The organism is Plantibacter flavus (assembly GCF_002024505.1).
GTDB lineage: Bacteria > Actinomycetota > Actinomycetes > Actinomycetales > Microbacteriaceae > Plantibacter > Plantibacter flavus_A.
Window position 1 is genome coordinate 1,340,814 of the sequence record NZ_CP019402.1, and the last position, 26,183, is coordinate 1,366,996.

The following is a 26,183-nucleotide window of genomic DNA, read 5'->3' on the forward strand; positions in this document are numbered from 1 at the left end:
GGCGTCTAGCGCTTCCCCAGCCGTCTCGTCTAGTGTGCACAGTAGCGTCGTGCCCGACGCAGATCAGCTTCCCGAGGCCGTTATGACCACCGTTTCTGAACTCCGGGCCCTTGAGGATGGATTCCTCGGGCCGGGAAGCGTCGCGCCGAAAACGGAAGTTCTCGGCAAGTTGCTCATGGTCGGTGCTGATCTTGCGGGCCGGCAGGTCGTTCCCTCGTGGGGTGGCGGCGTGATGATCGAGTGGGCCCGTCATGGTTGTGAATTCACTGCTGAGATTGAGTCAAACGGTCAGCTGTTTCTTTGCGTTGACAACACGGAGACCGACGAGCTTGCGGAAGTCGAGCGTCCGTTCGCCGTTGCTGAGTTGAAGCAGTTCCTGCAACACGGCAGCTGGAATGACTGAGGCTGAATCTAACTCTGGCCCGCCGTCGCCAGACGCAGAAGATGAAATAGATGTCATCCCGTCGGTCGTCGAGATCGAGGACATGGACGAAGTTCTTCTCCGGCAGGTTCATCCGACCCACTTCCAGCTGGGCGTTTTGTCGAAGGGTGCGTTCATCCCCGGGCCAGGTCACGATAACCTCCTCTCAACGCTGCGCGAACGCGTCGGGGCTCAGGCGGCCTACGAGCGCTGGATCGCTCAAGAATACGAATCCGCGGGGACCTGGGGTGTGGGTGTTGGCGAGGCGGCGGCTGCCTCGTTACCAGCGCTTGACGATGCGCTGGCTTCGAACGTTGCCGATCATGCATCTATCAGCTTCCAGGCCTGCGCAACGAAAGGCGAGACCGCCAAAAGGGCACGGAAGCTGCGCGACTACGCGCTAGAGCGTGATTGTCTCTACGCTCCCTAATTCGACCTAGGCAGTCGGTTCATGAAGGTACCGCATCGAGCATGAAGTGCATCGCCATGCCCTCCCCGCTTCGATGACTGACCCGCCACAGGACCCGCACCGAGGGGCTGCATCGATAGACACTTCTCGCAGCTGTTCGGAGTACCGTTCCATCGCGTCAGTCAGGCGAGGTCGGTTGCCGAGTGACTTGTACGCACGACTCATCGAGCGTGCAGAGTGCCCGATGATCTCGACGATGACGTCCTCGGGGACGCCGGCTTCGTACATGAGGTCGACCGCCGTGTGGCGAAGGTCGTGGAGACGGACGTTCTTCGTGATGCCGTAGCCGGCCCGCGACTCTCGCCATCTTTTCGAGTCTCGATCAGGATCAATCGGGCGGCCGTCGTCGGAGAAGACGAGACCAAACTTGTTCGGTGGCGAGGAGTCCCGGTGAGCCTCGATGATCGACCGCAGTGGCTCGACCAGGGGGATGATGCGCCACCCGGCCTTCGACTTCGGTCTGGTGAGGAACAGGCCGCCGCGAAGCTGGCGATACTCGAAGTCCGCCGGCGCAATCAGCTTCGGGGGAGTGGTCGTACGGTCGAGGGGGAAGCGCTGCAACTGCCATGACAGGTCGAGCACATCGGTCACTCGGTCCCACTCAAGCCCGATGACCTCGCCGCGACGTGCGCCGGTGAGGATCGACGTCGCCCAGCGAGCGCCCCATGTCTCGTCGTGCCTCAGCCGCTGCAACACCGCACGAGCCTCGTCGGCGGTCAATGCCTCGAGCTCAACGTGCGGCTTCCGAGGTGGACGAATCATCTTCGCCGGGTTGAACGTGATGAATCGTTCCCGAACGGCATCTTCGAACGCGGCTGACATGACCCGGTATGCGTAGAGGCTGTAGCTGCGCGCGAATCCGAGCTCGTCAACCATGCGATCCCCGACGCGTCTCACCTGAGCCGCCGTCACACTGTCGAGTTTCGTGCGCCCGATTACCGGCACGATGTGCTTGTCGATGATGTTCGCGTACCCAAGGCGAGTGGTCGGTCGAACGTTTGGGACCACGGTCGTCGTCATCCAGTACCGGAACCAGTCCTCCACGGTGGGGTCGGCAAGCGCAACCTCGCCGCGAGCCTGCATTGCGACCCTGAATTCAGTCATCTTCCGTTCGGCCGTGGCCCGGTCCTTCGACCGAATCAGCTTGCGTCGGCGCTTGCCGTTGAGAGGCGGTAGCTCCATCGAGACACACCAGTACCCCCGCGAATCCTGAAAGACAGACCCTTCACCCTTTGCCCGCATCCGCTCTCCTGACCCTCGGGTTGACAGGACTCTACGCGGGCGACGGGCGTCCTCCCAAGTGCGCCATCTGGGCCGGAACGGACGGGCTGTCCAGATGTGAACTGCCGGTGTTCAGATCTAGGCGGAGCGCAGTGACTGACTCAACAGGGGGGTCTAATGCGGCCGATCGCTCGTGATTTACTCGTGGTTTTTGGCGCAGAACGGCACGGAAATCGGCGTAGACTGTCGTACATCGGAGCCCGATTGTGTCAGTGAAATTGGCTGGTCAGGCATATAAAGAACGAACTTTAACGTGCCGGACGTAAAGCCCGCCTGCTAAGCGTAGGTTACGGGTTCAAGTCCCGTCGTCGGCTCCAGCCGAGAACCGCCCGCTCAGCCTGCTGAGTGGGCGGTTCCTCATTGGAAGGAACCCTCCCGTGACCCGTTTCCCAGCACCGCTCGCGCTCCTCATCGCCGTCGTCAGTGGCGCCTTCATCGCGGTGCAGGCCCGGTTGAACGGCGAGCTCGGTGCGCGTCTCGGTGACGGGTTCACCGCCGCCGCGATCTCCTTCGGGGGCGGCTTGATCATCCTCACGGTCGGACTCGCCGTCTCCCGTACCGGCCGTCGCGGGCTCGCCACGGTGATCGGTGCCGTCCGACGCCGGGAGATGCCCTGGTGGACGGTGCTCGGCGGCTGCGCCGGCGCCTTCCTCGTGCTGTCGCAGGGGCTCACCGCCGCCGCGCTCGGCGTCGCCCTGTTCACGGTCGCGGTCGTCGCCGGCCAGACCGCGAGCGGGCTGGTGCTCGACCGGATCGGGTTCGGCCCGGGAGGCGTCGTCGGGTTGAGCGTCCAGCGCGTCCTCGGGGCGGTCGTCGCCCTCGTCGCGGTCGGCGTCGCCGTCTCGGGCGAGCTCGGGGGGAGCATCCCGCTCGGACTCCTCATCCTGCCGCTGCTCGCCGGGATCGGGATCGGCTGGCAGCAGGCGGTCAACGGTCGAGTCAAGATGCGGGCGCAGAGCACGCTCGCCGCGACGTTCATCAACTTCATCGTCGGGACGGTCGTGCTGGTCGTCGCCGCAGTGCTGCACGCGATCATCGTCGCGCCGCCCGGTCCGCTCCCGGGGGAGTGGTGGCTCTACCTCGGCGGCCCGATCGGATGCGTGTTCATCGCCGTGGCCGCGTTCCTCGTCCAGCACACGGGCGTGCTCATCCTCGGGCTCGGCACGGTGGCGGGTCAGACCCTGAGCGCGCTCGCTTTGGACGTGCTCCTGCCCACCGACGATGACGGCGTGCATGTCGCGACCGTCATCGGGACGCTCCTCGCGTTCGCCGCCGTGGCGATCGCATCGGCGCGGTTCAGGCGTCGTCCCGCGGCATCGTCGTCCGCCGACTGAGTCGAGCCGTCATCGGTCGGATGTCGTGAGCGACTCCGTCCTCAGGGCATGGAGCTGAGGTGCGCCTTCGCGTCGAACGTCTTGCGACGCCCCGTGCGAGCGTTACCCGGCTTCCCTCCGACGTACAGCCAGCCGAGGAGCTCCTCGCCCTTCTTCAGGCCATGTGCCTTCCGGACCGCTTTGGCGCGAGTCGCGCCGCCGGTGCGCCAGAACACGCCCCAACCGGCGTCGTCGAGCAGGAGGCTGACCATGTGGGCCACTCCTGCCGCGACCGCCTCCTGCTCCCAGGCGGGCACCTTCGACTTCTTCACACTCACGACGACCGCGAGCAGCAGGGGCGCGCGGAGCGGCTTCGTCGAGGGCTTCGAGTCGCCTTCCGCCTTCGCGAGCGCCCGACCGAGCTTCACCCGGTCGTCGCCCCGGAGGGTGATGACCCGCCACGGACGCAGGGCGCTGTGGTCTGCCACTCGACCGGCCGCCCCGAGGACCTCGAGGAGTTCCGCGTCACTCGGAGCGATGTCGGTGACCTTCGACCACGAACGGCGCCCGGCGACGGCGGCCAGGACCGGGCGCTCGATCGGTTCGGTCACTCCGTCGGCTCGGCGGTGTCGGCCGCGGCGAAGTTGAGCGCGATCGAGTTCATGCAGTAGCGGTCACCGGTGGGCGTCCCGAAGCCGTCGTCGAACACATGACCGAGGTGCGAGCCGCAGTTGGCGCAGCGGACCTCGGTGCGCACCATCCCGAGGGAACGGTCTTCGATGAGTTGCACCGCCTCGGGGTTCACGGACTCGTAGAAGCTCGGCCATCCGCAGCCGGAATCGAACTTGGTACCGCTCTTGAAGAGCTCCGCGTTGCAGGCGGCACAGGTGTAGAGGCCCGCGCGTGACTCGTCGAGGAGCTCACCGGTCCAGGCCCGTTCGGTCGCCGCTCCGCGGAGGACCTGATACTGCTCGGGCGTGAGTTCCTCGCGCCACTGCTCATCGGTCTTCGACACGTCGTACGTCATGCTGCTCCATTCGTCTCGGTCATCCTACGTGCGGGGCCGCCTCGTGCATGCAGCTCCCGACGTATTCCATAACACTGCACCGAGCCTGATCCTTCCCGGTGAACGTCGGCCCTCGCCGGGGTGGATGCGGCCCGGCGGCCATCGGCTGAATAGACTTGGAGGACGGCGGACCGGAGCACGACTCCACGGTCGCCGCATCGGCACCGATCGGCAGGAGACGAGCATGCAGTCAGCGTCGCGTACGCCTGCCGATGACGAGGCGTCGACGCCGACGGGCGGCCTCGAGCCGCGCGAGCTCGAGATCCTCGAGTTCGAGTCCCATTGGGTGCAGCACGTCGGGGCCAAGGAGGCCGCCATCCGCGACCGCTTCGCCCTGTCCCCGGCCCGGTACTATCAACTGCTCGGCGCGCTCATCGACTCGCCGTCCGCCCTCGCCCACGACCCCATGCTGATCAAGCGGCTGCAGCGCACCCGCGACGCCCGACTCTCGGCGCGAGGAGCCTCGGCTCCCCGCACCGACGGCTGAGCAGCTCCCGGAGACCACACCATGGCTGAATCCTTCCCGCCCGACCGCTTCGACGAGGTCCCCGACCTCAAGCGCGTCGGCGCACACCGTGCCCCTGCTCCCAAGGGACGCGGCTGGATCGCCTTCCTCGTCGCCGTCGTCGCAACGCTCGTCCTTGTTGGGATCGGCACCTTCGCCCTGTTCGGACTGAACGACCGCATCGACTTCTTCGGCGGCTCGCAGAGCCCGAGCGCCACGCCCACGCCGACCCCCACCCCGACCGAGGCGGCCCCCGTCGTCGACCCCGCGGCCAGCATCCTCGTCCTGAACGGCACACCCACTGCCGGCCTCGCCGCATCGGCGGCGGCGGCGATCTCGGCCGCCGGCTTCACGCAGCAGATCCCGACGAGCGACGCCAGCACCGAGGACGTCACGGCGAGCGGCGTCTACTACCAGGATCCGTCGCAGGAGGGCGTCGCTCGCGCCATCGCGAACGCACTCGGCGGTATCCCGATCCAGATCACGGACACGTACGCGATCCCCGTCGAGGAAGGCGAGGCACCGGTCCTCCGCATCGTCGTCGTGGTCGGCGCGGACTACCAGCCGGCCGCCTGAGCGCGGCTGGAGCAGGTCGATCGGTCAGGTCGCCGGCTCGCCGTGTTTCCGGAGTGTTTCCTCCATGTTGAGTTGTCGTATCACTCCGCCCCGTTTGCCGATTTCGGGGTGAATCCGCGCGGTGCCCCGGATTAGTATCTGGAATTGGCCGCTCATCCCGTCCCGTCTCGACTCGCCCCCGGGTCCGCTTCGGCGCAGGGTGGCCGCCGGGATCCCGATCCCGGATGGCAGGTCCGGGTCCGGCAACAGTCGGGCGCCGAGAGCACGCAGCAATGGGAGTATGAAATGGCGAACGGAACCGTCAAGTGGTTCAACGCTGAGAAGGGCTTCGGCTTCATCACGGTCGACGGCGGCGGACAGGATGTCTTCGTCCACTACTCGGCGATCGACATGAGCGGCTACAAGTCCTTGGAAGAGGGCCAGGCGGTCGTCTTCGAGGTCGGCACGGGAGCAAAGGGGCCCCAGGCCGAAGGTGTGCGCCTGGCGTAGCCGCTGATCAGGCACGCGATTCCTGCGACGCCGTCCACTCCGGTGGGCGGCGTCGTTCGTCGTTCCGGGGCGGTTCCCGGGAGTTCGCTCAGGGCTCCGGTGCTCACTTGCACTCCCACCCCCTGAGTGCCAGAATCGACTTAGCACTCGTACTCATTGAGTGCTAACAACGTTCATGACGTCCGGGAGGGACGAAAAACACACATGGCTAAGATCATTGCTTTCGACGAGGAGGCCCGTCGCGGCCTCGAGCGTGGACTGAACATTCTTGCTGACACGGTCAAGGTCACCCTTGGGCCGCGCGGTCGCAACGTTGTCCTCGAGAAGAAGTGGGGCGCCCCCACGATCACCAACGACGGCGTGTCCATCGCCAAGGAGATCGAACTCGACGACCCGTACGAGAAGATCGGCGCGGAGCTCGTCAAGGAGGTCGCCAAGAAGACCGACGACGTCGCCGGCGACGGCACCACCACGGCGACCGTGCTGGCACAGGCGCTCGTTCGCGAGGGCCTCCGCAACGTCGCCGCAGGCGCCGACCCCATCAGCCTCAAGCGCGGCATCGAGAAGGCCGTCGAGGCCGTCACGGTCGAGCTCATCGCCAACGCCAAGGAGGTGGAGACCAAGGAGGAGATCGCTGCGACCGCTTCCATCTCCGCCGGCGACACCACCATCGGCGAGATCATCGCCGAGGCGATCGACAAGGTCGGCAAGGAGGGCGTCGTCACCGTCGAGGAGTCGAACACCTTCGGCACCGAGCTCGAGCTCACCGAGGGCATGCGCTTCGACAAGGGCTACCTGTCGCAGTACTTCGTGACCGACCCCGACCGCCAGGAAGCGGTGTTCGAGGACCCCTACATCCTCATCGCCAACCAGAAGATCTCCGCGATCAAGGACCTCCTGCCGATCGTCGACCAGGTCATCCAGTCGGGCAAGCAGCTCCTCATCATCGCTGAGGACGTCGACGGCGAAGCTCTCGCGACGCTCGTCGTCAACAAGATCCGTGGCATCTTCAAGTCCGTCGCCGTCAAGGCTCCGGGTTTCGGCGACCGCCGCAAGGCTCAGCTGCAGGACATCGCCATCCTCACCGGTGGCCAGGTCATCTCCGAGGAGGTCGGCCTCAAGCTCGAGACCGTCACCCTCGACCTGCTCGGCCGTGCGCGCAAGGTCGTCATCACCAAGGATGAGACCACCATCGTCGAGGGTGCCGGCGACGCCGACGCCATCGCCGGTCGTGTCTCGCAGATCCGCAAGGAGATCGACAACACCGACAGCGACTACGACCGCGAGAAGCTCCAGGAGCGTCTTGCCAAGCTCGCGGGCGGTGTGGCGGTCATCAAGGCCGGTGCAGCGACCGAGGTCGAGCTCAAGGAGCGCAAGCACCGCATCGAGGACGCCGTTCGCAACGCGAAGGCCGCCGTCGAAGAGGGCATCGTCGCCGGTGGTGGCGTCGCCCTGATCCAGGCCGGCAAGACCGCGTTCGAGAAGCTCGAGCTCGTCGGTGACGAGGCGACCGGTGCGAACATCGTCAAGGTCGCCATCGACGCTCCGCTCAAGCAGATCGCGCTCAACGCAGGCCTCGAGCCCGGCGTCGTCGCCGACAAGGTCCGCAACCTGCCCGTCGGACACGGCCTCAACGCCGCGACCGGTGAGTACGTCGACATGCTCGCTGCCGGCATCAACGACCCGGTGAAGGTCACGCGCTCCGCGCTGCTCAACGCAGCGTCGATCGCCGGCCTGTTCCTCACCACCGAGGCCGTCGTCGCCGACAAGCCGGAGAAGAACCCGGCTCCGGCCGGCGACCCGACCGGTGGCATGGACTTCTAAGTCCGACAGCAACACCTGCGCAGGGCGTCTCCTTCGGGAGGCGCCCTGCGTCGTTTCGTCATCCCGCATCGGGGAGGACCCTCGACCTGTGCGCTCGTCGCGCATGGATCGAACAGTCGTTGTAGAGACGTGATCGGAATGGCATATCTCCCGAGGTGACGGTTCCTATGATCGAGCTATGAGACGTATCGGGGGAGCGGCGATCGCCGCCGTAGTGATTCTGGGGCTGAGCGCGTGTACGCCGGCCGAACCGACCCCGACGGAGACGTCCACACCGGTGTCCTCTGCGACACCGAGCACCGCCCCCGGACCCACGACCCCGGTCAGTTCGTACGGGCTCGGGTGCAAGGACCTCGTGCCAGCCGACATCGTCAGCTCGGCGCTCGCTCCCTCCGTCGTGCTCGAGCCTCCCTTCACGGATGACGTCATCGCCACACCGATCAATACGGCGCCCGTGGCACTCGGAGGACTGCAGTGCAGTTGGGGGAACGGGGAGCCCCGTGATCGGCTTCAGGGAGGCTCTCCGCTCGGGACCGAGCGCTGGGCGGAGGTGCTGGTGCTCCCGCAAGCGTCAGCCCGCTGGCAGCCGTTCTTCGAAGGTTGGACGTCGGGCGAGCCTGGCCCCTGGGAGAACTCCACGCCGCTCTCCTGCTTCACCGGTGACGGACGCGTGCTCGATGTGTGCAGCATGCAGTTCCTCATCGGCGACAGCTGGGTGGAGGTCAGGATCGATGGGCCAGCCGACAACGTCGCCGAGTCCGACGAAGCGGCGCGGACCGCGGTCATGCCGTTCGTCGAATCGATCAGGACCGCATTGGAGCCGACGGCGAGTGCGCCACGTTTCGACTGGGGCGACACGACGGCCGGGCCAGCTGTCCTGCCGACCGAGTGCGAGGGTTTCGTGCCCGAGGCGACGATGAGTGAACTCCTCGGCCAGCAACTGGTGTACACGTGGGCGCCGAAGAAGGGCGGTTCGGCCAGTCGAGGGGCCGCCGACGATTTCGGTGTCCCGGACTGCATCTTCGGGCTCCCGGACAGCGACTCGGCCCGCGGCCTGCTCACCGCTCTGCCCCGTGGGCAGTGGGCCTACGAGCAGTTGGTCGAGACGCGGATGAAGGACGGTGCGGACATCAGCTTCCTGGCGCTCGACGGCTTGGGATCGCGCGACGCCTTCCTGCAGTGCCGGACGGAGATCTTCTCGTCGTGCAGCGTCCACCTCACGGTCGACGGTCATTGGCTGCGCATCGATGTCAGTAACGAGAGCTCGGCCGATCCGGTTTACGGGGTCTCCGAGCTCGGCGCACAAGCGACGGCTTATGCTCAGGCTGCCGCGGCCGGGGTCCTGAGCGGCCGTTGAGCGCCACGGTCGCCGGAGGTCGCGGGAGCCCGCCGACGCAGGTCCGTGAACCGCGTCGGCGGTCAGCCGCTCACCCGCTGAACATGCTGGCGTTCGCCCGCTCGATCTCGGCGTACTGTGTGCCCGCGACGGCGAGTGCCCGGCTGATCTCGCCGAGGTTCTCCTCGACCTGACGCTGGGTGCCCCTCCAGCGCTCGACGACACCGTGGAACGCAGCGGCTGCTGCGCCGGTCCATTGCCCGTCGAGTGCCGCCAGCTGCGAGTGCAGGCGGGCGACCTCGTTCTGGATCTGTTCGATCGTGACGCGTGCCGCCGTGGAGGCGCGCTCGACCGCGTCGCTGTCGACCTGGAAAGTGGCCATCGGGAACTCCGTTCGTCCGGGCGATGCCTGTCATCGCCACTACCGAGACGGTAGGTGCTCACCACCCGCGGGAACCGGCGAGGGAGACCTCGGACATGCCGTCCGGGGCAAGCCTGCGCCTGTGGAGGAGGGTCGAGGAGGCCCGGTGGCGGGTCAGGCCGGAGGGCCCGCGATGACGATGGGGCTCGTGGCCGCCGACGGGGCGAGCGGCAGGATCACGCGGAACGTCGCGCCGCCACCGGGGGTCTCGGTGACGTCGACCGTGCCTCCATGCGCAGCGACGATGGACGCGACGATCGCCAGTCCGAGGCCGCTGCCGCCCGTCTCGCGGGTCCGTGAACTGTCGGCACGCCAGAAGCGCTGGAAGATCTTCTCGCGGATCTGCGGCGGAATGCCCTCGCCGTGGTCGACGATGGCGATGCTGGCGGTCCCGGCGCGGGCGTCCGTGCCGACTGCGAGCTCGATCGGGCTGTCGGCGGGTGTGAATCGCAGGGCGTTTCCGATGAGGTTCGTGACGACCTGCCGGATCTTGTTCTCCTCGCCGAGGACGATCGGCGGCACGGCCAGGGTCAACGGTTCGGCATTGGGCTTCGTGTCGGGCGTGGTGGCGTCGCCGGACGGCTTCGGCCGACGCCGGAAGCGGTTGAACGTCGCTCCGAAGATCGGGCCGGTCGAGCTCGTCTGGACCGGTGCTTCGGCAGCGGCTGGGGACTCGCCTGGCGTCTCGGCGGCGTCGTCGTCGGCGGCTCGCACCATGCGTTCGTCGCGGACGACCTGCACCGTGCGCCCGGGGGCCTGGGCGGTGGTGTCGAGAGCGGCGTCGCGTGCGATCGGGAGCAGGTCGACGGGGGCGACGTTCAGTGGTCGCGTCTCATCGAGGCGGGCGAGCTGGAGGAGGTCCTCGACGAGCGCACCCATGCGGATGGCCTCCTTCTCGATGCGCTCCATGGCTTGTGCCACGTCCTGCGGCGTCTGGAGGGCACCCATCCGGTAGAGCTCGGCGTAGCCGCGGACGGAGACGAGCGGGGTGCGCAGCTCGTGGCTCGCATCGCCGACGAAGTTCCGCATCTGCTCGATGGTCTTCCCGCGATCGGAGTACGCGCGGTCGATGCGCGCGAGCATCGTGTTGAGCGATCGGCTGAGTCGCCCCACCTCGGTGTTCGGCGTCGAGCCCGCGAGTCGCTGGCTGAAGTCGCCGTCGGCGAACGCGGCGGCCGTCCGTTCCACCTGGCGGAGCGGTTCGAACGTGCCGGTCACCAACCACCGGGTGAGGAGTGCTCCGACCACGATGATGAGCACGCCGAGGACGAAGAAGATCGTGAGGTAGGTCGCGATCGTGTTGTCGGTGCCCTGCATCGAGATGGCGACCCATGCCGCTCCCGTGCGGAACCCGTCGAGGGTGACCGGGACGGACACCGCGTGGTACACGATCGTGCCGCTCGCGTTGGTGGTCGTGTAGATCTGGGTCCCGCTCGCGGCGACGTCGTTCGCGCTGAGGTGCGCCGGGTGCTCGGGAGCGATGCTGTCGTCCCAGCCGGAGGAGGCCCGGAGTTCGCCGTTCGTGTCGTACACGGCGACGAACAGCGTCGAGGGGGCGTCGAGCTGGAGCTGACCGTCCTCGGAGATCTCACCGACGATCTTGCCCTTGGCGGCAGTGACCAGACTGTCGTTCGCCTGCTGGGTGAGGACCTCCTTGAGGAGCGGGGTCGTCCCCATGCCTGCGACGAGCAGACCGAAGGCGAGGACGAGCACCGTCACCCCGGTGATCTTCGTCCGGAGTGAGACGCTGCTCCACCAGGTGGACAGGGAATCGGCCATCGGGTGGGGGCTACGCCTTTCCGGCCTTGAGCATGTAGCCGAATCCGCGCTTGGTCTGGATGAGCGGCTCGCTGGAGAACTGGTCGAGCTTCCGGCGCAGGTAGGAGATGTAGCTCTCGACGATGCCGGCGTCGCCGTTGAAGTCGTACTCCCAGACGTGGTCGAGGATCTGGGCCTTCGACAGGACGCGGTTCGGGTTGAGCATGAGGTAGCGGAGGAGCTTGAACTCGGTCGGGCTGAGGTCGATGGGGGTGTCACCGACGAGGACCTCGTGGGTGTCCTGGTCCATCGTCAGTTCGCCGGTGCGGATCACCGCGTCCTCGTCGGCCTGCATCGTCCGGCGGAGGATGGCCTTGATACGTGCCACGATCTCGTCGAGGCTGAACGGCTTGGTGACGTAGTCGTCGCCGCCGACCGTCAGGCCCGTGATCTTGTCCTCGGTGTCGTCCTTCGCGGTGAGGAAGAGGATCGGCGCCGTGTAACCGGCGCTGCGGAGGCGCTTGGTGACGCCGAAGCCGTTCATGTCCGGCAGCATCACGTCGAGGATGATGAGGTCTGGCTCCTCCTCGAGGACCGCCGAGATGGCGGCTGCGCCGTTGCCCACGGCACGGACGGCGAAGCCGGCGAATCGCAGGCTCGTGGTGAGGAGGTCGCGGATGTTCGGTTCGTCGTCGACGATGAGGATGCGGGGTCCGGTCATGACACCATTATCTGCACGTTTCTTGAGACTTTTCTGAGAGCCGGATTCACGCGTTCTGGAGGGCGTGGGCGTCGAGGATCGTGTAGCTGTAGCCCTGCTCGGCGAGGAAGCGCTGCCGGTTCTGTGCGAACTCCTGATCGACGGTGTCGCGCGACACGAGGGTGTAGAAGCTCGCGGTGAGCCCCGTGGACTTCGGGCGCAGCAGGCGGCCGAGACGCTGCGCCTCCTCCTGCCGTGAACCGAACGACCCCGACACCTGGATGGCGACGGTCGCTTCGGGCAGGTCGACCGAGAAGTTCGCGACCTTGGAGACGACGAGCACCTGCTCGGTGCCGTCGCGGAAGGCCTGGTAGAGCCGTTCGCGCTCGTCGACTGGCGTCGCCCCCGTCAACTGCGGGGCTCCCAGCGTCTCGGCGAGCTCCTCGATCTGATCGAGGTACTGTCCGATGACGAGGATCTGCTCGCCGCGGTGACGTTCGACGAGCTGCCGGACGACGTCGAGCTTCGCCGGGGCGGTCGCGGCGAGGCGGTACCGCTCGTCGTCGGCCGATGCGGCATAGGTGAGTCGGTCGGCCTGAGGCAGGTCGACGCGTACCTCGAAGCACGCAGCAGGGGAGATGAAGCCCTGCGCCTCGATCTCCTTCCACGGGGCGTCGAACCGCTTCGGGCCGATGAGCGAGAAGACGTCGCCCTCGCGACCGTCCTCGCGGATGAGCGTCGCCGTCAGGCCGAGGCGACGCCGCGCCTGCAGCTCGGCGGTGAGCTTGAAGACGGGGGCCGGGAGCAGGTGCACCTCGTCGTACACCACGAGGCCCCAGTCCATGGCGTCGAGCAGCGCGAGGTGCGCGTACTCACCCTTCCGCTTGGCCGTGAGGATCTGGTAGGTCGCGATCGTGACCGGTTTGACCTCCTTCACCTGCCCCGAGTACTCGCCGATCTCATCGGCGGTGAGGGAGGTGCGCTTCAACAACTCGTCGCGCCACTGCCGCGCCGACACCGTGTTCGTGACGAGGATGAGGGTGTTGGTGGACGCCGTCGCCATCGCTCCGGCGCCGACCAGGGTCTTGCCCGCACCGCAGGGGAGCACCACGACACCGGAACCGCCGGAGAAGAAGTTGTCGACCGCCTGCTGCTGATAGTCGCGGAGGTGCCAGCCGTCCTCGACCAGGTCGATCCGGTGCGGCGTGCCGGCCGTGTATCCGGCGAGGTCTTCGGCGGGCCAGCCCAGCTTCACGAGTTCCTGTTTGAGCGCGCCGCGTGCCCACGGCTCGACGAGGAAGGTGTCCGGCGTCGGGTGCCCGATGAGCAGGGGCGCGATCTTCTTGGCGCCGGCCACCTCGGTCAGGATCGGGAGGTCCGTCGAGCGGAGGACGAGCTCACCCTCCTCGGAGCGCTCGATCACGAGCCGTCCGTAGCGGTTGACGGTCTCGCGCATGTCGATCGTCACGGACGCGGGGATGGAGAACTTCGAGTACCGCTCCAGCGTCTCGATCATCTGGTCGGCATCGTGCCCGGCGGCGCGCGCGTTCCAGAGTCCGAGACGGGTGATCCGGTAGGTGTGGATGTGCTCCGGCGCACGCTCGAGCTCGGCGAACACCGAGAGATCGTGGCGGGCGTCCTCGGCGAGCGGGTGGGCGACCTCGAGCAGCACGGTGCGGTCGCTTTGGACGATCAGTGGTCCATCAGACATAACGGTCGAGTCTACCGGCGGATCCGGTGCGCAGCCCCCTTGAGTGGGCGCTCAGCCGGCGATCCGGACCTCGGTGATCATCGCGAGCGGCAGGGTGCGTTCGACGTCGGCCGACCGGTCCAGACCGCGCAGACGACCACCGGCGAGACTCACCGGCTCGATCGTGAACGTGGATCGGCGCTCGCCGTGCTGCAGCTGCACGGTGACCGGCGTGTGGTCGCGGACGGCGATCTCCAGCTGCTTGGACAACCACGCGCTGCTCGTGTCCCCGCGGTCGTCGGCGCGGAGCCGCGACACCAGGTCCGGTTCCGTCGAGGCGGCCGGAGCGGAGACCGCGGCGCGCATGACCGGCTGCCGGCGGATCCGGAGCGGGGCGCCGTCGTCGTCCTCCGCGACCACCGGGTAGCGCGCGTCGTGGAGGGCCCAGTAGACCGTCGCCGCCTCGATCCGGCTGGTGAGCCGGTGCTCGTCGCTCGGCCGGAGACCGAGCGCCACAAGGCTCTGGTCGACCGAGATCGCCGCGATCAGGCCAGCGTCGTCGGAGCGGATGTAGCTGCTGCGTCCAGGATCGGCCGAGGCGTCGGCTGACGCGCGGATCGTCCCGACGCGCACGAGGCCGAATCGGGATGCGGCCTCGGACACGAGGTACCGCAGGGGTTGGGGGACGCCGGTCAGGGAGATCGACTCGAGGTACGCGAGCAGGTCCTCGGCCGTGTCCCCGTCGGCGAGGGCCCGGGTGACGCTCGCGGTCGTGATGCGGTACCTCGACGCCTGGGCGCGCCCCTCCGGTTCCGCGAGGGCCCGGAGTCGGACGTCGAGTTCCGCCGTCGGGGGACCGAGCGCGATGACCGTCAGGTCGTCCTGGAGGACGACCTGCGACACCTCGGCGGGGAGCATGGACGCGAGCGCCGAGGCCGCGTCGGCCGCGTGGTCGTCGACGAGGAGCCGTCCGAACCCGCTGGTCGCCCCGTCGACGGTGATCCCGAGCAGCTCGGCGACGGCGTCGACCGCTCGCGTCGGTGCCACGACGGCGTCCTCCGCCAACGGGTACCACCAGCTGAGCTCCTCGACCAGATCGACGGAACCGCGTCGGTACGCGGTCAGGATGTGATCGCGGACCGTGGCAGGGATCGCGTCGCGCCAGGCCGTCGCGAGACGGAGCCAGCGTTCCGCCGTGGCCGACGCCAGCCAGGCCTCACCGACCTCGCTCAAGCGGATGGCGGAGCCGATCGCATCGGTGAGCCCGGCCGACGACGCCGCGGACAGGGCGAGCTCGATCTCCTCGGGCGTGCTCGCCGCCGCGGCCGCGAGCCGTTTGAGGTCGGGCATGGACGGGGCACCACGGCCGAGCAGACGGGCGGGCTCGCGGTCGAGTTCGTGGAGGCTCTCGCCGACGATGCCGACGGCGCCGGCCGCACGCTCGCTCGCGAGGGCGTCCGTGTCGGGTGATGGTCGGGTCACGGGGGATGTCGGCGCCTCGACCGGAAGCTGGAGTTCGGCACGGCCGGGCTTGCCGCTCGCCGCCCACTCCTCGAACACCGCGGCCACCGCGTTCACCGGCCTGATCGGACCGGCACCGTCGTCCAGCACCAGGATGTCCTGCTGCAGCCGCTCCAGGGCGGCATCCACCTCCGACTCGTCGCGTCCGAGCGTGGTCGCGAGCGACTGGCGCTCCGTCCCGTCCAGCGAGGCGGCGAGGACGGCGAGGGTGTCCCGGTCGAGCAGCGCCATCCGGCGGGCGACGCTCGCCTCGTCCGACAGTGCTTCGGCGAAGTCGAAGAAGTCCGCGATGCGGGCTGAGGAGGCCCTGCGGTCGGGCGTCAGCCTGCGGAGCGCGTCGTCCGGGAGCTCCCGGAGGCGGCGCGCGATCGCGAAGGCCTCGCCCATGGTCGTCAGCGCGGCGACTGACCGCGGGACTCGCGGGACCGTCGAACGGCACCCACGATGATGAGCGTGATCAGCATCAGGAAGGCGATCGGGAGTCCGACGAGCGGCAGGATCGTCACGACCGGCCAGGCGCCGACGGCGAAGTCGCCCTGCTCGAGGCCGGTGGCGGTGCCGACCATCACCGCGACGAACGCGGCGATCGACACGGCGACGATCGTCACGACCATGTAGGCCAGGATCCGTTCGGGCCGCGAGATGCTCGGCGTCTGCTCATCAGTCACGCTCCCAGGATAGAGGCACGCGGCTGCTGCACCGAATAGGCTGGGGGCCGAGGACCGATGGTCCTCTCGATCGCGCGTCCTGCGCGATCACCGCACGGCGCTGCATTTCTGCGCACGACACACAGCGAGGTTCCCATGCCCACCGGCAAGGTCAAGTTCTACGACGAGGAGAAGGGCTTCGGCTTCATCAGCTCCGATGACGGCCAGGAGGTCTTCCTGCACGCTTCCGCACTGCCCGCGGGCACGGCCGGCGTGAAGCCGGGGACGCGGCTCGAGTTCGGCATCGCCGACGGCAAGCGCGGCGCCCAGGCGCTGTCCGTGCGCGTCCTCGAGGCTCCGCCCAGCCTCGTCAAGCTGAAGCGCAAGCCGGCCGACGACATGGCGATCATCGTCGAGGACCTCGTGAAGCTCCTCGACGGCATCGGTGGCGACCTGCGCCGCGGCAAGTACCCGAACAGCAGCCACAGCAAGAAGATCGCTGCCGTGCTGCGCAAGGTCGCGGACGAGCTGGATGCCTGACGCGGGCCAGGAGACACCGGCCGAGGATCGCGACGTCACGGCCGACGCGGACGCCCGACCCCTGTCGGACGAGCACCGCTCGGACGACGGCGCCGACGGCGAGCCGACCCCGGCACCCGTGCCGGACGAGACGCTGATCGCGGCCGTCGAGCTCGCGCGTGAAGCGCTGCAGGAGATCACGCCCGCGAGCACGGTGGGTGAGCCGGCCGGGCACGTCGTGGTCGACGATCACGTCGTCTCGTTGCTGTTCGCGAACACGATGGCCGGCTACCCGGGATGGTTCTGGACGGTGACGCTCTCGCGGACCGCCGACGACGCCGCGCCCAACGTGCTCGAGACGGAGCTGATGCCCGGTGACGGCGCGTTGCTGGCTCCGCAGTGGGTGCCGTGGTCGGAGCGCCTCGCGGACTACCGCGCCGCGCAGGAGGCCGCGGCCGCTGCCGCGGCTGACGACGCGCTCGACGACGCTGATGACACCGACGAGTTCGACGACGACGTCGCGCTGTCCGGGGATCCCCGCGACCGGGACCGCGACGGCATCGAGCTCGAGTACGACGAGGACGACGTCGATGCGGCGTCGGACGACTCCGACGACGACGACGATGAATCGGACGACGACGACTCCGATGAGGACGACGAGGACGATTCCGACGAGGAAGACGACTCCGACGAGGACGACGACCGGTTCGAGGACGAGTAGCACTCGCGCACCACGCGACAGACGAACGGGCGGCCGGACCTCGAGAGGATTCGACCGCCCGTTCGGCGTTCAGCGGGGGAGGCGGATCAGAGCGCCCCGACGACGTGTTCGATGCTCGCGATGAGCTGACGGACGTCTGCGGGGTCGATCGCCGTGAAGGTCGCGACGCGCAGCTGGTTGCGACCGAGCTTGCGGTAGGGCTCGGTGTCGACGATGCCGTTCGCCCGCAGGGTCTTCGCCACCAGCGCCGCGTCGATGGCGTCGTCGAAGTCGATCGTGACGACGACCTGCGAGCGGTGGTCGGGGTCCGTCACGAACGGCGTCGTGTAGGAGGTGCGCTCGGCCCACTCGTAGAGGGCGCCTGAGGATTCGGCCGTCCGTGCCGACGCCCAGGCGAGGCCGCCGTTGCCGTTGATCCACGAGATCTGTTCCTCGAGGAGCACGAGCGTCGACAAGGCAGGCGTGTTGAGCGTCTGCTCGAGTCGGGAGTTGTCGACCGCGTTCTTCAGGCTCAGGAACTCCGGGATGTAACGCCCGCTGGCGGCGATCCGTTCGATGCGCTCGATCGCTGCGGGGGAGCACAGGGCGAACCACAGGCCGCCGTCGGATGCGAAGTTCTTCTGCGGTGCGAAGTAGTAGACGTCCGCCTGGCTCGCGTCGAAGTCCACACCACCGGCGGCACTCGTCGCGTCGATCACCGTGAGTGCACCGGCGTCGCCGGAGACGCGTCGCACCGGGGCCATGACACCGGTCGAGGTCTCGTTGTGCGGCCAGGCGTACACGTCGACGCCCTCGACCACCTCGGGATCGATGCGGGATCCACCCGGCACCTCGCGGACGTCCGGGGCGGTGAGCCACGGGGCGCCGGCCGCCTTGGCGAACTTGCCGCCGAACTCACCGAAGACGAGGTTCTGGCTGCGCTGCTCGATGAGGCCGAAGGCGGCGGCGTCCCAGAACGCGGTCGAGCCGCCGTTGCCGACGATGATCTCGTAGCCCTCGGGAGCGCGGAACAGCTCGGCCAGGCCGGCGCGGACACGGCCGACGAGCTGCTTGACGGGAGCCTGTCGGTGGGAGGTGCCGAGGAGGGACAGGCCGGCCTCGGAGAGCGCTGCGATCTGCTCGGGTCGGATCTTGGAGGGGCCGCAGCCGAATCGACCATCGGCGGGCAGAAGGGACGTGGGAATCGTGATCTCCGGCATACGGCGATTCTAGAGGCGGGGGCCTCATGGCGTCGTGCCACGCAGCCGGATGCGTCCACGCGGGGCGGAGTGGCTTGGCGCGGGAACGTCGCCGCCGCGCACTAGGCTTACCGGGAACGTGCAATCGGGCAGGGAGGGCGTCGATGACCGATTTGATTGACACCACAGAGATGTATCTCCGCACCATTCTGGAGCTCGAGGAGGAGAACATCATCCCGCTTCGTGCGCGGATCTCCGAGCGCCTCGGGCACTCCGGACCGACGGTCTCGCAGACGGTCGGTCGGATGGAGCGCGACGGACTCGTCGTCGTGTCGGGGGACCGGCACCTCGAGCTCACCGAACCGGGCCGTCGCAAGGCTGTCCACGTCATGCGGAAGCACCGCCTGGCGGAGCGCCTCCTGAGCGACGTCATCGGCCTGGAGTGGGAGTTCGTCCACGAGGAAGCCTGTCGCTGGGAACACGTCATGAGCGAGCAGGTCGAGCGCAAGCTCCTCGACATGCTCAACCACCCCACCGAGTCGCCGTACGGCACCCCGATCCCCGGACTCGACGAGTTCGGCGACAGCCCCGCCGTCGCCTTCTCGCAGGGCGTCATCAACATCGTGGGTCTCGTCGAAGGACGCACCGAGCCGGTCACGGCGACGGTCCGACGTCTCGGCGAACCGGCGCAGGTCGACCCCGAGCTGCTCCTGCAGCTCAAGCAGGCCGGCGTCATGCCGGGTCGCGCGGGAACCTTCGCGGCAGCGGGCGGCTACGTGCTCGTCACCATCGACGGTGTCGAGGGCGGCCTCGAGCTGCCCAACGAGCTCGCGACGCACATCTTCGTGGAGACCCCTGCCGCGTGAGCATGAGACGCGTATGAGGATTCCCTCATGTGCCCGTTTTCCCGTGATCGAAACGTGACTTTCTGAGGGGTAACCCGTAGGCTGTCACTCGTCCTGAAGGCCATGATCTGGCTCAAGGAAGACGACCGAGGCACCCCCTAGCCCGTCCCTCGGCCACACGAACCGACATCAATCGTCGGATGGGGCTGCGCCATGCCGATCGCACGACCGCGATCGTCGTCGCTCATGCGGGGTGCCGGAGGAATCCACTTGACTGCAGCTGGCGAGAGCGGCCCCGACCAGGCCGAGACGACCCCGAACGTCCCCCTCACCCGGAAGCAGCTCCGACTCCAGGAGCAGGCCGCGAAGCAGGCGGAGGCGACCACCCCGTCCCAGACGGAAGCAGACGACGCGCTCGTCACCGAGGTCGCTCCGGACGCACCCGTCGACCACCCCGAGATCGTCCTCGACGATGCCGTGGTCGAGGAGGTCGACGCCGCCGTCACGACCGGTGAGGTCCGTGTCGACCAGCGGCCGCTGACGAAGCCCGCCGCACCGGAGCCGACGGCCCCGCAGTCCTTCACCGTGACGTCCGCCACCGACGCCTCGCTCGCGACCGTCGCTCCGCTCCGCACCGGTGCGGATCGCGTCGCCCGCAGCAAGCCCCCGGTCAAGCCGTCCGCGTCGACGGTCGCCGTACGCAAGCCGAAGCCGTCCGGAGCCCGACCCGGCTCCGTCCGCGGCGTCGCCACCATGGCCTTCCTCGTGCCGGCACTGGTCGCCACCGTCGCCCTCCCTGCCTATGCGGCGAGCAGCAGTGCGCAGACCGAGTACGGGACGTCCGCCTCGGAGCAGCTGAAGGCCTCCGGTGCCCAGAGCGTCGTCGCTTCCGACAAGGTGGCCGACGCACCGATCTCCCGCGACCTCTACAGCGCGACGACGCCGGACGAGCTCGCCGAGCGCCAGCGGCAGCTCGACGCCGCTGCAGCTGCCAGCAACGCCACCTACTCGATCACCGTGGGCGCACGTCAGGCCGGTGACGACTACCCCTGGTTCGACCAGGCGACCGACGACGAGGGCGGCGGGCTCTCGCCGCTGCGGTACTACTACCGCGAGTGCGTGGACTTCGTCGCCTGGCGACTCAACCGCGACGCGGGTACGCCGAACGGGAACTGGGCCTTCACCTGGGGCAACGGCCTGCCGCCGAGCAGCGCCTACGGCTGGGCCGACTCGTGGCAGTACAACAAGGGGACCAACGCCATCGCCGGCTCCGTCGCCTGGTTCAACTACAACCACGTCGCTTATGTGCAGTCGGTCAACGCCGACGGGACGGTCACCCTGGAGGAGTACAACTGGGGATCCGCACGTCACAGCTACAACACGCGCACCATCGCGGCCAGCGCCGTGGCGCTCTACCTCTACCCGCCGGGCGTCGGCTGATCCGACCCGCTCGACCTGGATCGCGTCCCTCCGTCGGAGGGACGCGATTCGTCGTCGTACGCGGTGACCGTTCGCGACCGAGCGGTGTCCGTCGTCCGAAGCCGAGGTGGCGCGGAGGGGAATTCTCCTGCAACGTGCGGAAATCCGGTCGGTGTGGGTTAATCTGGTGCTCTGCAACTCGGAGAGGTTCAGGAGCTGATGCACGCTATACGTCGCCACGTGGTCGCGAATGGTCGCGGCCTCTACGTGCTGCGGCATTCCAGCCAAGCGTGCCGTGGCTCCGCCGTGGGTCAAGAGGGTGCTGTCGTCATGACAGTGCCCTTTTTTGTTCCCCGGAAACGACTCGATCCGCCGCGTCAGGGACGCTGCAGGTGATGATCGTCGACCGGTCGCGGCAGCCGTCGTGGCCCTTCGGAAGGGAACGTGCATGCGCACACTGGTGTTGAACGCGGGCTACGAGCCGCTCGCGATCGTCTCGTTCAAGCGGGCCCTCGTGCTCGTGATGCATCACAAGGCGACCGTCGTCGAGATCGACTCCTCGCATCCCGTGGTGGCGACGAGTGGCTCGTTCGATCGGCCGTCGGTCATCCTGCTCACCAGATACGTCCGGATCCCGAACGCCCGCCGGGTGCCCGTGACACGCCGCGGCGTGCTGCGCCGCGACGGACACCGTTGCGCTTACTGCGGGAAGGCGGCGACGACGATCGACCACGTGCAGCCGCGCTCGCGCGGGGGTGTGGACAGTTGGGAGAACCTCGTGGCCTGCTGCCTGCGCTGCAACAACGTGAAGGGCGACCGCACGCCGATGGAGATGAACTGGAGCCTGCGGGTCTCGCCGGGGACGCCGCACGGCTCGCAGTGGATGGTGCGGGGCGTCGAGCGCTCGGAGCCCGACTGGGAGCAGTACCTGGCGCCCGCCGCCTGAGCGACCGGCTACACTCGACGGGTCAGCCTCTGTAGCTCAATGGAAGAGCAGTTCCGTCCTAAGGAAAGGGTTGGGGGTTCGAGTCCCTCCAGGGGCACTGTCCGGGGTGCGGCCGTCCAGGCGAGCACGGCTTCGCATGTCGGGTAGGGCTGCGAGCACGCCGTAGGCTCGAAGCATGACGCACGACCTCCACCGCCAACTCGAACGCGACGCCATCACTCTTCGTCAGCTGCGGTCGGCCGTGGTCGTCGCGGATGCTCGGACGCTCGGCGCCGCGGCGAACCTGCTCGGGGTCGCACAGCCGAGTCTCGCGCAGCAGCTGCGGCGGCTCGAGGCAGCGCTCGGGGTCGAGCTGTTCAGCGTCCTGGGGGAGGAGTACCGCCCGACGCGCGAGGGGCAGCGCTTCCTGCTCAAGGTCCGTACCTTCATCGACGTGGTCGCCGACATGGACCCAGCGTCACCGGCGCGGCACATCCGGGTCGGCCGTCCGCCGACGACGTGGGACGCGGTCGTCTCCGAGGCCGGTCGCCGCATCGACGTCCCGGCGATCGCGGTCACGATCGAGCCGGTCGAGCAGCTGCACCTCGTCACCACCGGTCGTCTCGACGCCACCATCGTGCGCCTGCCGATCGAGCTGCCGGACGAGCTCGCCGCCGAGGAGATCGCCGCACTCCCGCTCGGGGTCGTCATGCGAGCGGCGCACCCGCTGTCGGCGAAGGACGTCATCGAGTGGTCCGATCTCGCCGACCAGGAGCTGCTTCGTCCCGAGCCCGGCAAGGACCCGGCGTACTCGGCCTGGCTGGCCGGCGCGCTCGCGGCGCGCGGCTGGTACCCGCGCTCCCTGACGATCGACGCGGGGAACGACACGCTGTTCCTCGACGCCCTGCGCTTCGGTGAGCGACTCGTCGCCCTCCGTCCGGTGGCCGCGATGCGGGAGGGCGACGGCCTGTGCTGGCGGCCGTTCGCCGACGCGCCTGAGCTCCGCGAGCGGTTCGCTCTGGTCACACGACGCGAGTGAGTCCGCTCGGGGCCGGTTGGTGATGACACCCTCCACGCGCCCTTTTGCGACCCGACCGGGATCTTCTCGCGATCAAGTCGGTCGACTTGTTCCGGATTTCTGCCGCGTTCGACACCGTGTTCTCAGCTCGGAGTGGGTACGCTTATCCCTGAATCGGGGGATGACAGAAGCAGGATACGCACATGCCCGAACGACGACCACAGCAGCAACGAGGTCATGAACGACGCCAGACCGTCGTCGAAGGTGCCGCCCGCATGTTCGACCGGGTCGGCTACGGACAGGCGAGCCTGTCGGACATCGCCCGCGAGGCGGGGACGACGCAGGGTTCGCTGTACTTCTACTTCCCCTCGAAAGAGGAATTGGCGATCGCCGTCATCAACGAGCAGAGCACGCGCTCGATCGCTGCGCTGACCGCGCCGACCACCGCGCCCTCGCCGTTCGGTGGGCTGGTTCAGGCCTCCCGCCTCATCACCGAGCAGTTGCTCACCGACCCCATCACCCGCGCCGGCCTGCGGCTGTCCCTCGAGCAGGGCGTCATCCAGGCTCCGACGACCGCGTTCCACGAGCAGTGGATCGCGAGCGTCGAGGAGCGGGTGCGGGCCTCGATCGAGCTCGGTGAGTTGCAGTCTCCGCTCGAGCCGGCGGAATTGGCGAGGTCCTTCGTCGCGTTCTTCACGGGGACCCAGCTCATCTCGAACCTGCTGGCCGGCCGGACCGATCTCCTCAACGCGGTCGACACCATGTGGCGGATCCTCATCGCGGCGGTCATCGTCGCGGACCGCCAGGCCGAGGTGCTCGCCGTCCTCGACGCCGCCTTCGACGCGCAGGACGCCTGAGCGGGCGGGTGCACGTTAGGGGGTAGCCCTGACGCATGCGCCGTGAGGTCACCCTAAACTGAATCGGGTGATTAACTCACTTTGCTGATCGTCGTGCGACGACGGATGGATCACGGTGTGCGGGGGCATTCCGCGTTCCATCGGCGAAGAGTTGGTTCACGTGCCGGGCTGGGCGATGTCGTGGGGGGATCGCCCAGCCGACGGCGTGTGGACGCCTCAGCGGCTGATGTTTGGCGGCGCGTACCGGTGCTCTGGACGCCCCGTGGTCCCGTACCGCAGCTGCGTCGTCAGGAGACCTCGGGCGGCCAGCGCGGAGAGATACCGTTGCGCCGTCGCGCGTGAGACGCCGACCAGCTCGGCCACCTCGGCGGCCGAGCGCTCGCCGTCCGCCTCCGACACCGCTTCGAGGACGGCCGTCTCCGTGGCGGACCTCGACCGGGTCGTCGCCCCGGCGTCGCCGGAGTGCAGGATGCGCAGAGCGCGCTCGATCGTCTCCTGGTCGGCGTTCACCGCCTCGCCGAGGACGTTCCGGAACCGGGCGTAGGCGGCGAGCCGGTCCTGGAGCACCTGCGGCGCGAACGGCTTCACCAGGTACCCGAGGGCCCCGGCGCGAAGCGCTCGGCGCACGGACGCACCGTCCGACGCCGCGGAGACGACGATGGTGTCGATCGGGAGGTCCACGAGGAGCTCGAGCCCGTTCCGATCCGGCAGATAGCCGTCGAGGAGCACGAGGTCGGGTGGCTCGGTGGCGATGCTCCGCGCGGCCTCGGCGGCCGACCCGACAGGACTGAGCGCGCGGAAGCCGTCGACCTCGTCGACGATCCGGCAGTGCAGGCGGGCGACGTGGAAGTCGTCGTCGACGACCAGCACGGTGAGATCGGCCGTCACGATCCCTCTCCCGCCAGGGACTGCGCCGGCTCGACCGTCCCGGGGAGCCGTGCGCAGAAGACCGCTCCGTGTTCGCCGCGGACGCCGGGGGACGCCAACCAGACGTCGCCTCCTCGACGACGCGCGACGTCGCGCGAGAGCGGCAGACCGAACCCGTGGCCGTGGATGTCGTCCGGGTCGCCAAGGCCGATGGTCGGGGCGGCGGCTGGCGCGTCGTCCTGGCCGGTCGCCGCGACGCCGTCACCCGAGTCCATCACGGAGCAGTGCAGCTCGGTGCCGTGGTCGAGGACCTCGACCTCCACCCAGGCCGGTCGGACCCGGCCCGAGACGGCCGCGTTCACCGCATTGTCGAGCAGGTTGCCGAGGACGGTGGTCACGTCCTCAGGATCGCACAGGGAGCCGGTGACGAGGGTCTCGGAGCCGATGGTGACGAGTACCCCGCGTTCCGCGGCTTCGACCCCCTTCGCACCGAGGAAGGCCTGGAGGTAGGGCTCGGTGAGGCGGTCCGCGTGCTGCACCGGGTACTTCAGCGGTCCGTGGTCGAGCACGTTGGCGAGATACTCGCGGGCCTCGGCGTCCTGCCCGGTCTCGAGGAGGCCGGAGATCGCATGCAACCGGTTCGCGAACTCGTGCCGCTGCGCGCGGAGGGCGGTCGTCATCGTCGCGACCGCGTCGAGCCGCCGGGTGAGCGCCTCGACGTCGGTGCGGTCGCGGACGACGACCACTCGCCCGAGGTCGACGCCGTCCCGGGACACGGGCCGGACGTCGACGAAGAGGACGCGGGACCCGACGACGAGCTGGGCCGAGGTCGGCCTCGCGGCGTCGTCCGCGACGAGGTCCACCAGTCGCTCGGGCAGATCGAGGTCGTCGAACCGACGCCCGATGACCGACCCGATGTCGAGGAGCCTGGCCGCCTGCTCGGTGCACACCGTCACGACGCCGTCCGGCGAGACACCGAGGACGCCTTCGCCGACCCCGCCGAGGACCGCAGCCTGGTTCTGCACGAGCGCGGCGAGTTCCTCCGGTCCGAGGCCCAGGGTCAGCCGCCGCAGCCGCCGCCGGATGAGCATCGAAGCGATCAAACCGATCGTCAGCGCGAGCAGCGCTGCGCCCGCGACCAGCATGGTCTCGCCCACGACGTCGGCGAACACGCGCTGCGGGGCGAACCCGACGCTGATCTCGCCGACGACCTCGCCGGCGCCGGACGAGACCACGGCCCCACCGGTGTCGGAGGATTCGGCGGCGAAGACGGGCACCTTGGCGCGGGCGGACGGGCCGAGGGTGCCGGTCTCCCACGAGACCGACTCCGTCCCGGCCAGGGCCGCCTCCGCACTGGTGCTCACCCGGAGCCCGAGCTGGTCGGGGTCGGGGTGCGCCAGACGGATCCCGCGCTCGTCGGTGATGACGACGAAGAGCGCCCCGGTCCGCGTGCCGACCTCCGTGCCGAGCTCCTGCAGGGGACCGGTGCGGAGGTCGGCCGCCGTCGGCGTCCCCGGGGTACGTGCCTCGAGCGTCACGGCGGTCCGGACGTCGGGATCGCTCGCGACGCTCTGGGCGATCGCGAGCGCGGTGGACTGGGCTTCGTGCACGAGGCGCTCGCTGCTCATCCAGGCGAACACGCCCGTGCACACGGCGACGACCGCGATGACGACGACCAGCTGCAGCACCAGCACCTGCGCCGCGAAGCTGGAGCGCCCGCCCCGTCGCCGACCTGGCAGCTCCGCTTCCTCGCCGATCATGGCTCCGATCGTACGTCGCCGGGGCGATGGGCGGCGTCGACCGCGTGATGAGCAGAA

General features: G+C 68.6%; 27 protein-coding genes and 1 tRNA gene. 16 read left to right on the forward strand and 12 right to left on the reverse strand.

Annotation, left to right across the window (positions count from 1 at the left end; all coding sequences use genetic code 11):
* Positions 1-49 precede the first annotated feature (49 nt).
* Positions 50-403 (forward strand): hypothetical protein, encoded by a 354-nt coding sequence (locus BWO91_RS06325; protein ID WP_153303404.1) that lies wholly within the window; start codon positions 50-52, stop codon positions 401-403.
* A complete protein-coding gene (locus tag BWO91_RS06330) occupies positions 396-851 on the forward strand; it encodes a hypothetical protein (RefSeq protein ID WP_153303405.1) in 456 nt (151 codons plus the stop codon). The genes BWO91_RS06325 and BWO91_RS06330 overlap by 8 nt, the downstream gene beginning before the upstream one ends.
* A 6-nt stretch (positions 852-857) precedes the next feature.
* Here the strand turns inward: BWO91_RS06330 and BWO91_RS06335 are convergent, their stop codons facing one another.
* Entirely contained in the window at positions 858-2,132 is a 1,275-nt protein-coding gene (locus BWO91_RS06335) for a tyrosine-type recombinase/integrase (protein WP_079001895.1), read from the reverse strand.
* A 416-nt stretch (positions 2,133-2,548) separates the two neighbouring features.
* Here BWO91_RS06335 and BWO91_RS06340 point away from each other — a divergent pair, with 416 nt between their 5' ends.
* A complete protein-coding gene (locus BWO91_RS06340; RefSeq protein WP_153303406.1) occupies positions 2,549-3,505 on the forward strand; it encodes a DMT family transporter in 957 nt (318 codons plus the stop codon).
* A 41-nt stretch (positions 3,506-3,546) separates the two neighbouring features.
* Here the strand turns inward: BWO91_RS06340 and BWO91_RS06345 are convergent, their stop codons facing one another.
* Together BWO91_RS06345 and msrB are read right to left on the reverse strand one after the other, a co-directional pair.
* On the reverse strand, positions 3,547-4,095 hold the full coding sequence (locus tag BWO91_RS06345) for a nitroreductase family protein (protein ID WP_079001898.1): 549 nt from the start codon (positions 4,093-4,095) through the stop codon (positions 3,547-3,549).
* Positions 4,092-4,511: a peptide-methionine (R)-S-oxide reductase MsrB gene (gene msrB / locus BWO91_RS06350; protein WP_064296397.1), complete on the reverse strand. Its 420-nt coding sequence runs from the start codon at positions 4,509-4,511 to the stop codon at positions 4,092-4,094. The genes BWO91_RS06345 and msrB overlap by 4 nt, the downstream gene beginning before the upstream one ends.
* Positions 4,512-4,734: 223 nt before the next feature.
* Between msrB and BWO91_RS06355 the strand changes: the two genes are divergently transcribed.
* The 5 genes from BWO91_RS06355 to BWO91_RS06375 all read left to right on the forward strand — a co-directional run bounded on the left by BWO91_RS06355 (position 4,735) and on the right by BWO91_RS06375 (position 9,301).
* Positions 4,735-5,037, forward strand: coding sequence for a DUF3263 domain-containing protein (locus BWO91_RS06355; RefSeq protein WP_064296396.1), 303 nt, complete (start codon positions 4,735-4,737; stop codon positions 5,035-5,037).
* Between the two features lie 21 nt (positions 5,038-5,058).
* On the forward strand, positions 5,059-5,631 hold the full coding sequence (locus BWO91_RS06360; protein ID WP_079001901.1) for a LytR C-terminal domain-containing protein: 573 nt from the start codon (positions 5,059-5,061) through the stop codon (positions 5,629-5,631).
* Positions 5,632-5,916: 285 nt separating this feature from the next.
* A complete protein-coding gene (locus BWO91_RS06365) occupies positions 5,917-6,120 on the forward strand; it encodes a cold-shock protein (RefSeq protein ID WP_064296568.1) in 204 nt (67 codons plus the stop codon).
* A gap of 204 nt (positions 6,121-6,324) precedes the next feature.
* Complete coding sequence (groL, locus tag BWO91_RS06370) at positions 6,325-7,944, forward strand: chaperonin GroEL (RefSeq protein ID WP_064296567.1); 1,620 nt, start codon at positions 6,325-6,327, stop codon at positions 7,942-7,944.
* Between the two features lie 355 nt (positions 7,945-8,299).
* The gene (locus tag BWO91_RS06375) at positions 8,300-9,301 is read left to right on the forward strand and encodes a hypothetical protein (RefSeq protein ID WP_167620445.1); all 1,002 of its coding nucleotides are present in this window, start codon (positions 8,300-8,302) and stop codon (positions 9,299-9,301) included.
* A gap of 70 nt (positions 9,302-9,371) precedes the next feature.
* Here BWO91_RS06375 and BWO91_RS06380 read toward each other — a convergent pair whose 3' ends face one another.
* The 6 genes from BWO91_RS06380 to BWO91_RS06405 form a co-directional block, all read right to left on the reverse strand.
* Positions 9,372-9,662, reverse strand: coding sequence for a WXG100 family type VII secretion target (locus tag BWO91_RS06380; protein WP_079001905.1), 291 nt, complete (start codon positions 9,660-9,662; stop codon positions 9,372-9,374).
* A gap of 153 nt (positions 9,663-9,815) precedes the next feature.
* Complete coding sequence (locus BWO91_RS06385) at positions 9,816-11,480, reverse strand: sensor histidine kinase (RefSeq protein ID WP_079001907.1); 1,665 nt, start codon at positions 11,478-11,480, stop codon at positions 9,816-9,818.
* Between the two features lie 10 nt (positions 11,481-11,490).
* A complete protein-coding gene (locus BWO91_RS06390) occupies positions 11,491-12,180 on the reverse strand; it encodes a response regulator transcription factor (protein WP_056007716.1) in 690 nt (229 codons plus the stop codon).
* 46 nt (positions 12,181-12,226) lie between these two features.
* Positions 12,227-13,870 carry a DNA repair helicase XPB gene (locus BWO91_RS06395; protein WP_079001909.1) on the reverse strand — a complete coding sequence of 548 codons (1,644 nt, stop codon included), beginning with the start codon at positions 13,868-13,870 and terminating at the stop codon, positions 12,227-12,229.
* 51 nt (positions 13,871-13,921) lie between these two features.
* On the reverse strand, positions 13,922-15,757 hold the full coding sequence (locus tag BWO91_RS06400) for a helicase-associated domain-containing protein (RefSeq protein WP_079001911.1): 1,836 nt from the start codon (positions 15,755-15,757) through the stop codon (positions 13,922-13,924).
* A 5-nt stretch (positions 15,758-15,762) separates the two neighbouring features.
* Complete coding sequence (locus BWO91_RS06405; RefSeq protein WP_064296560.1) at positions 15,763-16,038, reverse strand: hypothetical protein; 276 nt, start codon at positions 16,036-16,038, stop codon at positions 15,763-15,765.
* 135 nt (positions 16,039-16,173) lie between these two features.
* On the opposite strand from BWO91_RS06405, the gene BWO91_RS06410 reads away from it, so the two are divergent.
* Positions 16,174-16,557, forward strand: a complete 384-nt coding sequence (locus BWO91_RS06410; RefSeq protein ID WP_064296559.1) for a cold-shock protein — start codon at positions 16,174-16,176, stop codon at positions 16,555-16,557.
* Positions 16,550-17,257, forward strand: a complete 708-nt coding sequence (locus BWO91_RS06415) for a DUF3027 domain-containing protein (RefSeq protein WP_079001916.1) — start codon at positions 16,550-16,552, stop codon at positions 17,255-17,257. Before BWO91_RS06410 ends, BWO91_RS06415 begins: the two co-directional genes overlap by 8 nt.
* An 86-nt stretch (positions 17,258-17,343) precedes the next feature.
* Here the strand turns inward: BWO91_RS06415 and serC are convergent, their stop codons facing one another.
* Positions 17,344-18,456 carry a phosphoserine transaminase gene (serC, locus tag BWO91_RS06420; RefSeq protein WP_071261172.1) on the reverse strand — a complete coding sequence of 371 codons (1,113 nt, stop codon included), beginning with the start codon at positions 18,454-18,456 and terminating at the stop codon, positions 17,344-17,346.
* 143 nt (positions 18,457-18,599) lie between these two features.
* On the opposite strand from serC, the gene BWO91_RS06425 reads away from it, so the two are divergent.
* From BWO91_RS06425 to BWO91_RS06450, 6 genes are all read left to right on the forward strand, one after another.
* Positions 18,600-19,301, forward strand: a complete 702-nt coding sequence (locus BWO91_RS06425) for a metal-dependent transcriptional regulator (RefSeq protein ID WP_079001918.1) — start codon at positions 18,600-18,602, stop codon at positions 19,299-19,301.
* A gap of 249 nt (positions 19,302-19,550) precedes the next feature.
* Entirely contained in the window at positions 19,551-20,720 is a 1,170-nt protein-coding gene (locus BWO91_RS06430; protein WP_167620446.1) for a CHAP domain-containing protein, read from the forward strand.
* 427 nt (positions 20,721-21,147) lie between these two features.
* The gene (locus BWO91_RS06435) at positions 21,148-21,645 is read left to right on the forward strand and encodes an HNH endonuclease (protein ID WP_079001921.1); all 498 of its coding nucleotides are present in this window, start codon (positions 21,148-21,150) and stop codon (positions 21,643-21,645) included.
* Positions 21,646-21,670: 25 nt separating this feature from the next.
* Positions 21,671-21,742: transfer RNA gene (locus BWO91_RS06440), tRNA-Arg, on the forward strand.
* 78 nt (positions 21,743-21,820) lie between these two features.
* Positions 21,821-22,663, forward strand: coding sequence for a LysR family transcriptional regulator (locus tag BWO91_RS06445; RefSeq protein WP_064296553.1), 843 nt, complete (start codon positions 21,821-21,823; stop codon positions 22,661-22,663).
* 182 nt (positions 22,664-22,845) lie between these two features.
* Positions 22,846-23,499: a ScbR family autoregulator-binding transcription factor gene (locus tag BWO91_RS06450; RefSeq protein ID WP_079001922.1), complete on the forward strand. Its 654-nt coding sequence runs from the start codon at positions 22,846-22,848 to the stop codon at positions 23,497-23,499.
* 216 nt (positions 23,500-23,715) lie between these two features.
* On the opposite strand, the gene BWO91_RS06455 is transcribed toward BWO91_RS06450, so the two are convergent.
* Both BWO91_RS06455 and BWO91_RS06460 read right to left on the reverse strand, forming a co-directional pair.
* Positions 23,716-24,387: a response regulator gene (locus BWO91_RS06455; protein WP_079001923.1), complete on the reverse strand. Its 672-nt coding sequence runs from the start codon at positions 24,385-24,387 to the stop codon at positions 23,716-23,718.
* Complete coding sequence (locus BWO91_RS06460) at positions 24,384-26,126, reverse strand: sensor histidine kinase (protein ID WP_079001924.1); 1,743 nt, start codon at positions 26,124-26,126, stop codon at positions 24,384-24,386. The genes BWO91_RS06455 and BWO91_RS06460 overlap by 4 nt, the downstream gene beginning before the upstream one ends.
* Between the last annotated feature and the right edge of the window lie 57 nt (positions 26,127-26,183).

Coding starts and splice junctions, on each gene's coding strand:
- BWO91_RS06445 (WP_064296553.1), top strand. CDS start 21,821: ATGACGCACGACCTCCACCGCCAACTCGAACGCGACGCCATCACTCTT.
- BWO91_RS06450 (WP_079001922.1), top strand. CDS start 22,846: ATGCCCGAACGACGACCACAGCAGCAACGAGGTCATGAACGACGCCAG.
- BWO91_RS06335 (WP_079001895.1), bottom strand. CDS start 2,132: ATGCGGGCAAAGGGTGAAGGGTCTGTCTTTCAGGATTCGCGGGGGTAC.
- msrB (WP_064296397.1), bottom strand. CDS start 4,511: ATGACGTACGACGTGTCGAAGACCGATGAGCAGTGGCGCGAGGAACTC.
- BWO91_RS06360 (WP_079001901.1), top strand. CDS start 5,059: ATGGCTGAATCCTTCCCGCCCGACCGCTTCGACGAGGTCCCCGACCTC.
- BWO91_RS06460 (WP_079001924.1), bottom strand. CDS start 26,126: ATGATCGGCGAGGAAGCGGAGCTGCCAGGTCGGCGACGGGGCGGGCGC.
- BWO91_RS06395 (WP_079001909.1), bottom strand. CDS start 13,870: ATGTCTGATGGACCACTGATCGTCCAAAGCGACCGCACCGTGCTGCTC.
- groL (WP_064296567.1), top strand. CDS start 6,325: ATGGCTAAGATCATTGCTTTCGACGAGGAGGCCCGTCGCGGCCTCGAG.
- BWO91_RS06380 (WP_079001905.1), bottom strand. CDS start 9,662: ATGGCCACTTTCCAGGTCGACAGCGACGCGGTCGAGCGCGCCTCCACG.
- BWO91_RS06410 (WP_064296559.1), top strand. CDS start 16,174: ATGCCCACCGGCAAGGTCAAGTTCTACGACGAGGAGAAGGGCTTCGGC.
- BWO91_RS06415 (WP_079001916.1), top strand. CDS start 16,550: ATGCCTGACGCGGGCCAGGAGACACCGGCCGAGGATCGCGACGTCACG.
- BWO91_RS06365 (WP_064296568.1), top strand. CDS start 5,917: ATGGCGAACGGAACCGTCAAGTGGTTCAACGCTGAGAAGGGCTTCGGC.
- BWO91_RS06435 (WP_079001921.1), top strand. CDS start 21,148: ATGCGCACACTGGTGTTGAACGCGGGCTACGAGCCGCTCGCGATCGTC.
- BWO91_RS06330 (WP_153303405.1), top strand. CDS start 396: ATGACTGAGGCTGAATCTAACTCTGGCCCGCCGTCGCCAGACGCAGAA.
- BWO91_RS06390 (WP_056007716.1), bottom strand. CDS start 12,180: ATGACCGGACCCCGCATCCTCATCGTCGACGACGAACCGAACATCCGC.
- BWO91_RS06425 (WP_079001918.1), top strand. CDS start 18,600: ATGACCGATTTGATTGACACCACAGAGATGTATCTCCGCACCATTCTG.
- serC (WP_071261172.1), bottom strand. CDS start 18,456: ATGCCGGAGATCACGATTCCCACGTCCCTTCTGCCCGCCGATGGTCGA.
- BWO91_RS06355 (WP_064296396.1), top strand. CDS start 4,735: ATGCAGTCAGCGTCGCGTACGCCTGCCGATGACGAGGCGTCGACGCCG.
- BWO91_RS06400 (WP_079001911.1), bottom strand. CDS start 15,757: ATGGGCGAGGCCTTCGCGATCGCGCGCCGCCTCCGGGAGCTCCCGGAC.
- BWO91_RS06385 (WP_079001907.1), bottom strand. CDS start 11,480: ATGGCCGATTCCCTGTCCACCTGGTGGAGCAGCGTCTCACTCCGGACG.